Origin of the sequence: Acidisoma sp. S159, from assembly GCF_009766125.1 — a bacterium.
In the GTDB taxonomy this organism is placed as follows: domain Bacteria; phylum Pseudomonadota; class Alphaproteobacteria; order Acetobacterales; family Acetobacteraceae; genus Acidisoma.
Genome location: NZ_LMUG01000032.1, coordinates 61,768 through 73,757, shown reverse-complemented (window position 1 = coordinate 73,757; position 11,990 = coordinate 61,768). Strand labels below are relative to the sequence as shown.

The 11,990-nt window shown below is 65.1% G+C and carries 9 protein-coding genes; 1 reads left to right on the top strand and 8 read right to left on the bottom strand.

Annotated elements, in window-relative coordinates; all coding sequences use genetic code 11:
* Positions 1-123: 123 nt before the first annotated feature.
* Complete coding sequence (gene clpA / locus GSQ92_RS08195; RefSeq protein ID WP_158805892.1) at positions 124-2,463, top strand: ATP-dependent Clp protease ATP-binding subunit ClpA; 2,340 nt, start codon at positions 124-126, stop codon at positions 2,461-2,463.
* A gap of 567 nt (positions 2,464-3,030) precedes the next feature.
* Here the strand turns inward: clpA and ssuD are convergent.
* From ssuD to thrC, 8 genes are all read right to left on the bottom strand, one after another.
* Entirely contained in the window at positions 3,031-4,236 is a 1,206-nt protein-coding gene (ssuD, locus tag GSQ92_RS08190; RefSeq protein ID WP_158805893.1) for an FMNH2-dependent alkanesulfonate monooxygenase, read from the bottom strand.
* A 78-nt stretch (positions 4,237-4,314) separates the two neighbouring features.
* Positions 4,315-4,902, bottom strand: a complete 588-nt coding sequence (locus GSQ92_RS08185) for an HdeD family acid-resistance protein (protein WP_158805894.1) — start codon at positions 4,900-4,902, stop codon at positions 4,315-4,317.
* A gap of 71 nt (positions 4,903-4,973) precedes the next feature.
* Positions 4,974-5,471, bottom strand: coding sequence for a hypothetical protein (locus tag GSQ92_RS08180; RefSeq protein WP_216850600.1), 498 nt, complete (start codon positions 5,469-5,471; stop codon positions 4,974-4,976).
* Positions 5,468-5,992, bottom strand: a complete 525-nt coding sequence (locus GSQ92_RS08175; RefSeq protein ID WP_216850601.1) for a hypothetical protein — start codon at positions 5,990-5,992, stop codon at positions 5,468-5,470. The genes GSQ92_RS08180 and GSQ92_RS08175 overlap by 4 nt, the downstream gene beginning before the upstream one ends.
* Positions 5,993-6,215: 223 nt before the next feature.
* Positions 6,216-7,163, bottom strand: coding sequence for a Tim44 domain-containing protein (locus GSQ92_RS08170; RefSeq protein ID WP_158805896.1), 948 nt, complete (start codon positions 7,161-7,163; stop codon positions 6,216-6,218).
* 57 nt (positions 7,164-7,220) lie between these two features.
* Positions 7,221-8,579: a TldD/PmbA family protein gene (locus GSQ92_RS08165; protein WP_158805897.1), complete on the bottom strand. Its 1,359-nt coding sequence runs from the start codon at positions 8,577-8,579 to the stop codon at positions 7,221-7,223.
* Positions 8,576-9,841 carry a pitrilysin family protein gene (locus GSQ92_RS08160; RefSeq protein ID WP_159013348.1) on the bottom strand — a complete coding sequence of 422 codons (1,266 nt, stop codon included), beginning with the start codon at positions 9,839-9,841 and terminating at the stop codon, positions 8,576-8,578. Before GSQ92_RS08160 ends, GSQ92_RS08165 begins: the two co-directional genes overlap by 4 nt.
* Positions 9,838-11,271 (bottom strand): threonine synthase, encoded by a 1,434-nt coding sequence (gene thrC / locus GSQ92_RS08155; RefSeq protein ID WP_158805899.1) that lies wholly within the window; start codon positions 11,269-11,271, stop codon positions 9,838-9,840. The genes GSQ92_RS08160 and thrC overlap by 4 nt, the downstream gene beginning before the upstream one ends.
* Between the last annotated feature and the right edge of the window lie 719 nt (positions 11,272-11,990).

Genomic DNA, 11,990 nt, shown 5'->3' with positions numbered 1-11,990 from the left:
TCAATACGAGCCGCAGCCGCGGCGCGAAGGCGAATAGGAGACTGGCTACCCCTGGGCGGGCCTCGATCGACGGTGTGTCGGTGGCGTGCGTCGACAGGGGCGAAGTGAAGGAGCGTCGGACTGATGTTGTCACGTAATCTCGAACAGACCCTGCACCGCGCGCTCTCACTGGCTAGCGATCGGAAGCACGAATACGCGACCCTTGAGCATCTCTTGCTCGGACTCGCGGAAGACACGGATGCCGCCACGGTGTTGCGCGCCTGCGGCGTCGATCTCGATAAGCTGCGCGCCGACCTGACCGAATTCCTCGACAAGGATCTCGCCGGGCTGGCGACGGACCGGCCGGGCGACCCGAAACCCACGGCGGGCTTCCAGCGCGTGGTCCAGCGGGCCGCGATCCATGTTCAGTCCTCAGGACGGGATGAGGTGACGGGCGCTAATGTTCTCGTCGCGCTGTTCAGCGAGCGGGAAAGCCATGCGGTGTATTTCCTGCAATTGCAGGACATGACCAGGCTCGATGCCGTCAACTTTATCAGCCACGGCATCGCCAAGGCGCCGGGCAAATCCGCGCCTCGGGCGGATAAGGCATCCTCGTCCCAGGACTCGTCGGAGCAGGAGGAGAAGACGAACCGTCGCGGCCAGGACGCGCTGTCCAATTACTGCGTCAATCTCAACAAGAAGGCGCAGAACGGCAAGATAGACCCGCTGATCGGCCGCGAGAGCGAGATCGAGCGGACTATCCAGATCCTCTGCCGCCGCACGAAGAACAATCCGCTTTATGTCGGTGATCCCGGCGTCGGCAAGACTGCCATCGCCGAAGGGCTCGCCAAGCGGATCGTCGAGGGCGACGTGCCGGAAGTTCTGGCGAAATCGACGATCTACGCGCTCGACATGGGCGCGCTGCTCGCCGGCACCCGCTATCGTGGCGATTTCGAGGAGCGGCTGAAGGCCGTTGTGACGGAGCTGGAGGCACAGGCGGCCGCCGTGCTGTTCATCGACGAGATCCATACCGTCATCGGCGCCGGGGCGACCAGCGGCGGGGCGATGGATGCCTCCAACCTGCTGAAGCCTGCGCTTGCCTCGGGCACCCTGCGCTGCATCGGCAGCACGACCTATAAGGAGTTCCGCAACTACTTCGAGAAGGATCGGGCGCTAGTGCGCCGGTTCCAGAAGATCGACGTGGCGGAGCCCAGCACCGAGGATGCCTTCCGCATTCTGCGTGGCCTGAAGCCGGTCTACGAGAAGCACCACAAGGTTCGCTACACGGATGAGGCCATCCGCGGCGCGGTGGATCTCTCGGCGAAATACATCCACGACCGCAAGCTGCCCGACAAGGCGATCGACGTGATCGACGAGGTGGGCGCGAGCCGGATGCTGCTCCCCGAGCATAAGCGCCGGAAGACCGTGACCTTGCGGGACGTCGAGGAGATCGTCGCCAAGATCGCCCGCATCCCCCCAAAATCCGTTTCGGCTGACGACAAGGAGACGCTTCGCAATCTGGAGCGTGACGTGCGCTCGATGGTCTTCGGCCAGGACAAGGCGATCGAGTCGCTGGCCGCCGCCATCAAGCTCAGCCGTGCCGGGTTGCGGGATCAGGAGAAGCCGATCGGCAGCTACCTGTTCAGCGGCCCCACCGGCGTCGGCAAGACCGAAGTCGCGCGGCAATTGGCGAGTGTCCTGGGCATCGAGCTCGTTCGCTTCGATATGAGCGAATACATGGAGCGGCACTCCATCTCGCGCCTGATCGGTGCGCCGCCGGGCTATGTGGGCTTCGACCAGGGCGGCATGCTGACCGACTCCATCGACCAGCACCCGCATTCCGTGCTGCTGCTGGACGAGATCGAGAAGGCGCATCCGGATCTTTACAACATCCTGCTGCAGGTCATGGACCACGGGAAACTCACCGACCACAACGGCAAGACGGTCGATTTCCGTAACGTGATCCTGATCATGACGACCAATGCCGGCGCCGCCGATATGGCGAAACCCGCCATTGGCTTTGAGCGGGAAGCGCGGATCGGCGAGGACGAGGATGCGATCAAGCGTATGTTCTCGCCGGAATTCCGCAACCGCCTGGACGCGGTGATCGCCTTCGCGGGGCTTACGCCGGAAGTGGTGGCGCGCGTCGTCGAGAAGTTCGTCATGCAGCTCGAGGCCCAGCTCGCCGACCGCAACGTGACGATCGAACTGTCCTCGGCGGCCAAGGAGTGGTTGTCGGAGCGCGGCTATGACAGGCTCTATGGCGCGAGACCGCTGGCGCGGGTCATCCAGGAATACGTCAAGAAGCCACTCGCCGAGGAGCTGCTCTTCGGACGCCTGGTGAAGGGCGGCGCGGTCAAGGTCGGCATGAAGGACGGCGCGCTCGACTTCGAAGTCACCGAGGCAGCGGCGCCAGCCGCGGTGTCTCGGCCGGGTGGCGGAGACGAGAGCGGGACGGAGAAGGAGCCGGAGGAGGTGGAGTAATTCCTCCACCATCTGGCGTGAACTTTGGGCGGTGCCGTAGGGCGCCGCCCTTTTCGTATCGGCGGCGTCCTGGGAGCGTCGAATGTGTAGGGTTCGTCTCAGCGCGGTTCTGCAGGACCCGAGCTTCAATAAAAATTCAGCATTGCGTCGCAAGATAAGCGCCGCTCCGAATCTACTTTCACGGGATGAAAATGGTCATCGAGATCCAGGGGGCATTCGGTCGCGCGCAAGACAACAGCGACCACACAGCAGCAGGGGCGGCTAGCGAGTGGTCCGCGATATACAGCGATCCTCCGCCACCTCATCCGAGCCACGATTTTGCACCGCCGCCCTATTTCGCCAAGACTCACGCAGTACCGCGCTCCTTTCGCCCGGGAGCGCCGGTGAGAATGCCTCCGTCACCTCCGGATTACAGCCTGCAACCTTGTAATTTCAGCCAGAGCCCGCCCGACGCCGAAACCTGGTGGTCGAAGCTGTTCTGCGGCTGTCTCCGTCCCGTCTACGACTGACGGCCGACGCTAGCTGAACCGCCACATCGTGGTCGCGGCAATGAAATCGCGAACCGGCCTAGCCCGCCGAGGCAACCTTCATCCGCGACGGCGCCGCTACATTGGCGATGACCTCACCGAATGGCCCGGCGTTACGTGCCGCGCCGAGGTCGTTGCCGGTCGTCTTCTTCAACGGCAACAACGGGAAGACCAGCTCGGCGAAGCGGTAGCATTCCTCGAGATGCGGATAGCCCGACAGGATGAAGCGGTCGATGCCGAGCGCCATGTATTCCTTCATCCGATCCGCGACCTGTTGCGGATTGCCGACCAGCGCCGTACCAGCGCCGCCCCGTACCAGACCCACGCCCGCCCATAGATTGGGGCTCACCGTCAGCTTGTCCTTGCGGCCGCCATGCAGCGCGCTCATTCGCTGCTGCCCGACCGAATCGAACCGCGAGAAGGCCTTCTGCGCCGTCGCGATCGCCTCGTCATCGACATGCTTGATGAGCGAGTCGGCCGCAGCCCAGGCCTCTTCCTCGGTCTCGCGCACAATTACATGCAGCCGGATGCCGTAGCTGAAGGTCCGGCCCTCTTTGGCGGCCGCGGCGCGGGCGGAAGCGATCTTCTCCGCCACATCGGCCGGCGGCTCGCCCCAGGTCAAATAGACGTCGGCATGTTTGGCCGCTACCACCTGGCCATCGGCCGAAGACCCGCCGAAATACAAGGGCGGATGTGGCGCCTGCACCGGCGGATAGAGCAGCTTCGCGCCCTCCACCGTGATGTGCTTGCCTTTGAAATCGAAGGTCTCGCCAGCCAGCATCCGGCGCCAGACTTCCAGATATTCGTCCGTCGCCTCGTAACGCTCGCCATGGCCGAACCACACGCCGTCGCCATGCATCTCGAAGGGATCACCGCCAGCCACGACATTGACCAGCAGCCGCCCGCCGGACAGGCGGTCCAGTGTTGCCGCCATGCGAGCCGTCATGGAGGGTTCGGAAAGGCCGGGCCGCACCGCTACCAGGAAGCGCAGCCGCTGGGTCAGCGGCACCATCGCTGAGGCGACGACCCAGCTATCCTCGCAGGAACGCCCCGTCGGCAGCAGCACGCCAAAGTAACCCAGCTCATCGGCGGCTTTCGCGATCTGGCTGAGATAGCCGAGCGTCACATGCCGCGCGCCGACCTCGCTCGCGAGGTATCGGCCGTCGCCATGCGTCGGCAGAAACCACAACACATCGGTCTCGGTGGCCGCCGGCACGCCCGAGATTCCAGTCACCGAACCGTCCATTGTGAATTGCGCTCCACAGCCTGCATTCGACCGAGGGATATAGGATCGTTCAGCGGGGAAGAGAAGTATTTCCGCTATTCAACGAGACGCCGAGGTGATTTGCGCGCCACGCTTAAGGCCAAGTCCGAGTTGCACCCAGGCAAAACCGTGGAACACCAATTCGACCGCGATCAGTGTTCCGACGGCCCAGAGTCCGGACCAGGGCAGCGAGGCATAAAGCAGTACGCCAACGACGAGACTCACCAATCCGCTCAGAACCACGAGCCACCACCCCGCCATGTGGCGATGCGTCGCCGCCATGATCAAGCGCGATATACCGGCGATGACCAGGATGACCGAAATGATCGAGGTGAGGATTACCGAGCCTCGCACCGGCTCCTCCATCAGCAACACGCCGCCCGCCATATAAAGGATGCCAAGCAGGAGGTTGAGCAGGAAGCCGCTCCAGCCGCGTACAGCGAAGGCGTGGACGAATTGCAAGACGCCGCCGATCAGCAGCAGCGCGCCGATCACGATCGTCCCGGCGATGCTGGCCGCCACCACATCGATCCAGGCCAGGATACCGATGATGATCTGCAGCACGCCGAGGCCGACGAACCAGCCCCAGCGATGGCTCGGCAATCTACCGGCAAGGTTGAGGGAAGGCGCTAAAGGAGATCCGGACATGGGCAATCCTCATTCTGACGGCGGCGCGAAGGGCAGAAGGGCCGCCGCACGCCGTTATGTTGAGGAGCGTGTTATTGCAATGAGCCCCATCGCGCTACCGCGGGCTCTGCCTCGGCCCATTTCCACCCGCCCGACTGGTGGCAGGCTGTCGTGACGTAGCGCGGGTCGTCGGGCTGCGGCGCCTTCTTTCGCGCGACCGAGAAGACCAGCTCCTTGCAATCGGCGAGCGCCGTGTCGATCACTCGCGTGACCTGCACCTCGCCATGTTCGTCGCCGATGGGAATGTCGTGCTGAATTTCCCAAGGCTGCACGACGCCGGGCGGGAGCGGCCCGATGACGGCCGCGATGGCATTCTGCTCGGCCTGCTGGCGCTTGCGCATGACGTAGCTCACGGCTGTATCGGTCGCCGCTCGCACGCCGACGGCGACCGCATAGCCAACCAGCGGGTTCATGCTGACCGAGCCGGTCGCCGCGCCGGCAACGGCACCGGCGATGCCGCCAGCGGCGCTGCAGCCCGTCAGGAGAATGAGCGCCCCGAGGCCGCAGGCCGCAGGCGTCAGGCGCTTCACTGCAGGGCGCCCCACCGTTCGGTGGCGGGTTCGGCGGAGGCCCATTTCCAGGTCTCGCCGTCCCGGCAGACGGTCGCGGTATAGAAGGCCCGGACGAGCTGAGCCTTCTGGGTGGTATCGACGGAGAAGACGATCTCACGGCAAGCGAGCGTTGGCGTGCCGATCTCCCGGCTCACCACCACCTGGCCTTTCTCGTCAGCCTCCAGCGGCACAACATGCGTGACCGACCACGAGCCCACGGTGCCGGGCACGAGCCCTCCGGCGATCGCCGCGATCTCGTTCTGCTCTTTGCGATGAACCGCCCGCGCCTCGGCCTGAACACCGGTCTGGGCGACAGCCTGCACGCCGAGACCGATAGCCGTGGTGACGGTCGGATTATCCGTGATCGCGCGGGAGATGGCGGCGCCGCCGACACCGGCGGCGGCTGAGGCGCTCTCCCCGACCAGTGCATTGCAACCGCTCAGCGGCACGATCGCGGCCAGGAGGAGGCAGGCGAGGAGACGCGGATCGCTGTTTCGCACCAGCTCTTTCTTTCGCGTAGCGCCGCCTGCGCGGCCCGGCTCAGTCGGCGCGGTCGCGCCTGCCTAAGTTTTGGAGAAAGATTCCAGCAGGCGCAATGGAGTATTGCCCAATGTTACGCAGGACGTACGACCGCGCGGCTCCTCCGGCGCGTATTCACGTCATCCACTTTGCTTTCGCGGGATGAAGTCCGGGGAGGCCGCAGCGAGCCTCCCCGTCGCAACCCTATCGAGATTGCTGGATGCCGGAGAGCACCCAGTGGCTGTTGCGGGCCCGCAGGAAGGTCCAGACCTCGGTCGCCAGACTGCGCGTCGTCGTACTGCCATCGACCACTTGGCCCCGGGCATCCTGCGTGACATCCAGCATGGAGAAACGGATCGCCACGGTGCCGTAGTCCATGCCGTTTTCGGTCCAGGCTTCGGACAGCTCCATGCCTTCGATTCGGATGTCGGAGATGCGGTTACGCAGGCCCTGTCGCTGCAGGTTGGTCAGCTGCTCGCGGAAGTAGCCCACCATCTCCGGCGTCGCGGCGCGGCCGATGGCGTTGAGGTCCTGGTTGTCCCAGGCCTGCTGCGTGTAGAGAAAGCATTGCTCGAAGGCGCGGAAATCCTCCGGCGACAGTTGCAGCGGCGCACTCCCTCCCGCGCCGCCGCCCATGCCGCCCGCGATCCCGCCCCAGCCTGAGCCTTGATTTGCAGGCCCCCGGCTGAACGCGGGGCTCGCCCCGGCCATTCCCCCGCGACCGCTGAAGAACCGGCGAAACAGCCAGCGTACGATGAAGAACAGGATGATCAGCTGCAGCAGCACACCGAACATGCCGCCGAAGCCGTAGCCTGGATGGAAGAAGCCGTGCCCAAAGAGCATTCCGCCGATACCAGCGCCGACCAGGCCGCCGAGCAAGCCGGTGGCGAAGGGATGCCGGCTGAACATCGACCCGCCAAGGCCGGCACCGGCGCCATAGCCGTTCTGGTTGTAGCCGCCAGCCGGCGCCTGGCTGCGCTGGAAGGGCTGCGCCGAGTTGGGCGAAAGCCGTGTCGAGGGTGAGGCGAAGTAGCTATGGCTGCCACGGCTGCCGAAGGAATGGCCGCCGCCAAGACGCGCATCGGCGTCTGGCACCAGAAGCGCGCCCATCAGCGGTAGAAGGGCAGCGAACAAAATCAGGAAGCGGCGCATGACGCGCTTGATCTCCTAAGGGGTGGAGATGACGATATGGTGATGGGGCGGCGAAAATCAGGCGCCCGCCATCGTCATCCCATCGATGCGAATTGTCGGTGCATCGGTGCCGCGTTTGAACTCGAGGTCATTCGCGGGTCGCATCCCCGCGAACATCTCGATGAGATTGCCGGCGATGGTGATCTCCGCGACCGGCTCGGTGATGGCGCCATTGCGGATCATGAACCCGGCCGCGCCGCGGCTGTAGTCGCCGGTTGTGGGATTGATGCCGGAGCCGATCAGCTCGGTGAGATATAAACCTTCGGTTATATCCGCCATCAGCTCGGCAGGCGTGACCTGTCCCGGTGCGAGATAAAGGTTGGTCATCGAGGGGCTCGGCGGCCCGGAGGTACCACGCGAGGCATGACCGGTCGTCGTGAGGCCAAGCTGGCGCGCGCTGCGGATATCCAGCACCCAGCTCGTCAGAATGCCATCGGCGATGAAGTCCCGCGCCATCGTTGGCTGGCCTTCGCCATCGAAGAGGCGTGATCGCAGGGAGCGGCGGCGGCGCGGATCGTCCCTGATGGTGATGCCCGGAGCGAATATGCGCTGCCCCATGCGATCCTTAAGAAAGCTCACGCCGCGCGCGACGCTGCTACCATTGATCGCCCCAGCCATATGGCCGAGCAGACTGCCCGAGACGCGCGGGTCGTACACCACGGGCAGTTTCGCGGTTTTGGGGCGTCCAGGATACATCCGCGCCAAAGCCCGCTCGGCGGCGGAATGCCCGATCTCGGAAGGTTTCGCGAGGTCATCGGCATGCACCATGCTCGAGTAGTCGTAATCGCGCTGCATATCGACGCCGGCGCCCGCAATGGCCGTGGCGGAGATGCTGTAGGTCGTGCGCGTGTTGCTTCCGACAAAGCCGCGGCTGGTCATGAGGATGGACAGACCGCGCGCGAAATTAGCGTCACCGCCCTCGCTATTGGTGATTCCCGGCACTGAGCGCGCGGCATCTTCCGCCTCTGCCGCCCAGCCTTGGAGCACGGCGACGTCGGGCTCGAAAGGGTCATCGAGATCGAGGTCATCGGCTGGAACCGGATGAACTTCGCCCAGGCTCGCCAGCGGATCAGGGGGCACCACTCGCGCCATCGCGACCGCGCGGTCCGCCATATCGGCGAAAGACGCCGGGTCCATCGCAGAGGCGGAGACGATCGCCGAACGCTCGCCAAGGAAGACGCGGAGGCCGAGATCGCGGCCCTCTTGCCGCTCCACATGTTCCGTCTTGCCGAGGCGGCACGCGACCGAAAGGGATGTGCCGGAAAACAAAATCGCGTCCGCCGCATCGGCCCCAGCGCGCTTGGCCTCGGCCAGCAACGCGCCGAGCCGGTCGGTCAGGGCAGCAACGCCAGCGTCGCTCGTGAGGGTCTCGCTCATGCCGCCAAGGTCTCCGTGATACTGGGGAGCGCGGGTACCTTATCGGCCGGACCCATAACGGCGAGTGTCGGGGTAGCCCGGAAAAGGCGCGACGCGGTGCGGCAGACGTCATCGATCGTCACCGCCTCGATCTTGGCGACCATCTCAGACACCGGCATCATGCGGCCAAGGATCTGGATCTGCCGGGCGAGCTGCTCGCACCGGCTGCCGGTGCTTTCGAGCGACATGAGGATGCTCGACTTCGCCTGCGCCCGCGCCCGCGCCAATTCGACCTCGGTCACGTCATGCTGCACGCGGCGCAGTTCCTCCAGCGTGACGGGCATGAGTTCCTCCGCCTCGCTCTCGCCGGTGCCGGCATAGATGCCGAACAGGCCGGAATCCATCGCGGGCGCGGTGAAGGAATAGATCGAATAGACCAGCCCGCGCCGCTCACGCACCTCCTGGAACAGCCGCGAGGACATGCCGCCGCCGAGCAAGGTGGACAACATCATCGATGGGTAGAAGTCGGGGTCGCTGTAGGAGACCGAGGGAAAGCCGAGCACGATATGGACCTGGTCCAGATCCCGCGCCTCGCGGAATTCGCCGCCCCGATAGGCAGCGGCGTGCGGCATGTCAGGCGAACTGGTGGGCAAATCCGCGAAGTGCTTCGCGGCGAGCCGCACGACCTCCTCGTGCTTGAGGTTGCCGGCGGCGGCCAGCACCACGTTCCGCGTTCCATAATGGGCGCGCATATAGTTGGTCAGCGCATGGCGCGGCAGCGAACGGATGACGCCCTCTGTCCCCAGCACCGGACGGCCCATGGCCTGGCCGGGATAGGCGGTCTCCTGGAAGTGGTCGAAGATGATGTCGTCGGGCGTGTCGTTGGCCTGGCCGATCTCCTGCAGGATCACGCCGCGCTCGCGTTCCAGCTCCTCCGGCTCGAAGCTGCTATGGGTCAGGATATCGCCGATGATATCGGCACCCAGCGCCAGGTCTTCCTTGAGGAGCTTGACGTAATAGGCGGTCTGCTCGCGGGCGGTATAGGCGTTGATATGGCCGCCGACCGCCTCGATCTCCTCGGCGATATGCGCGGCGGTGCGGCTCTCCGTGCCCTTGAATGCCATGTGTTCGAGGAAATGGGAGACGCCATTCTCCTCGGCCTGCTCGTGCCGCGTGCCGGCCGCGACATAGGCCCCGAGCGAGACCGTTTCGACCCGTGTCATCTCCTCCGTCACCACCGTGAGGCCGGAGGGCAGGGTTTCGACCCGGATGGCATCGCTCATGCGGCGGTTTCCTGTGTCTGTTGGGCGGGTGGCTGATTGGACTGGGCGAAGGCGCGGATGAGGCTCTCCACCGCGCCGATATCATTGGCGGCACGCGAGAAGCGCTCGGTGCCACTCATGAGATGGGCGAGGCGCGGCGGCAGAGGAGGGCGGATTCCGGTGGCCTGCTCTACCGCATCCGGGAACTTTGCCGGATGCGCGGTTGCCATGGCGATGATGGGCACGGGCTCAGGGAGGCTCGCCGCGCGGGCGGCGGCGATGCCGATGGCGGTATGGGGGTCCGCGAGATAGCCGCTCGCCGCATGGATGCGCCGGATTTCCGCGGCTGTTGCGGCATCGTCGAGAGCAAAACCCTGTAACAGCGCGGTAGCCTCACGCCAGGCCGCCTCGGGCACCGGCATGCGGCCGGTGGCGCGGAAGTCGCGCATGGTGGCGGCCGTTGCCTGGGCATCGCGGCCGAGCAGTTCGAAGAGCAGCCGCTCGAAATTGGAGCTGACCTGAATGTCCATGCTCGGCGACAGGCTGGGCTCGACCCCTCGCGCCGACATGTCATTCGCGGCGAGGAAGCGCGCCAGGATGTCGTTGCGGTTGGAGCCGATAATGAGCCGCTCGACCGGCAGCCCCATCCGCCGAGCCGCCCAGGCGGCGAGGACATTGCCGAAATTGCCCGTCGGGACCGCAAAGGCCACCGGCCGGTCCGGCGCGCCGAGCGCCAGGGCGGCTGCCACGTAATAGGGAATCTGCGCCGCGATCCGCGCCCAGTTGATCGAATTCACCGCCGAGAGATGCATGTCCGTGCGGAAGGCCGTGTCCGCGAACAGCGCCTTCACCATGTCCTGGCAGTCGTCGAAGGTGCCGGCCACCGCGATATTGCAGACATTGGCGGCATGCACAGTCGTCATCTGACGCCGCTGCACCTCGCTGGTGCGGCCCTCGGGGTGAAGGATGGCGATCTTGATCCGCGCGCGGTCCCGGCAAGCCTCGATCGCCGCCGATCCGGTATCGCCGGAGGTCGCGCCGACGATGGTGATCCGCTCGTCCCGCTCGGCCAGCACATGCTCGAAGAGCTGCCCGAGCAGCTGGAGCGCCATGTCCTTGAAGGCGAGGGTGGGGCCGTGGAACAGCTCCTGCACCCAGAGCCCGTCCTCAAGCTGAATCAGCGGCACGGTCGCCGGATGGTCGAAGCCGGCATAGGCGCGGCGGCAGAGGGTCAGCAGCGTCTCGAAGGAGAGCGTTTCGCCCAGGAAGGGATGGATGACGCGGGCGGAAAGCTCAGCATAGGGCAGCCCACGCATCGCACGCCACTCCGCGGCGGAGCGTTCCGGCCAGGTTTCGGGCATGAACAGCCCGCCATCCTCGGCGAGGCCAGCCAGCAGCACGCCGCCAAAGTCACGAGGGGGCGCCTCGCCGCGGGTCGAGATATAGCGCATCGGACGGAGCTATCCCAAGACCGCCTGAACCGCCAGCGGGAAGGCGGCATGGCGGGGGCGATTGTGTGTCTTCGGGTCGTATCGGGAAGTTCCACGGTCCGCACTCGAGTGACCGGCACGTTTTGTCCGCCGGAGCTTCAGCGCCGATCAACCTCCCGGCAGCGAGATGCGCATTGCTGAAAAACCACTTCGAGGGTCCACCATGATCCCATTCGAACTGCTGTCGGCTGCAGCCGGGCTTCTGCCAAACTCGGTGAGAGGGCGTTGCGACCTTTCCCAATTCGCGTAACTGGCCGCTATCGCCAAGACACCGGCATCCTTGGCGCACCGCCGCATACTGGGATCCAGGCACCGCGCGACGCTATTGGGCGAGGCATAATGCCGTTCGGGCACGCCGCTAGCTCCAAAGGCTTGAACGTCATCAGAATTTTCCTCCGCCCACCGCCCGATTTAACGCTCGCAAGAGTGTTAACGTGCAAACTGCACCGGCATGCGGTTGGGACCATCGGTGATCAGGCAGGCCACGCCTATCGCCTATTCAAACCAGCATGCAGAGGCTTGCAGCTGACAAGGTGTGCCGCGATGGTCGCAATAGTTACTCGGCAAGACCCCGCGTCATGGGTGGGACACTCCAAGGTCGCGCAAAATGCCGGAGCGTTCCAGCATGCTTTGCAAGTTCGTAGACCAGCGGCACAGGTGAGGCACGCCCCCGAAACTAC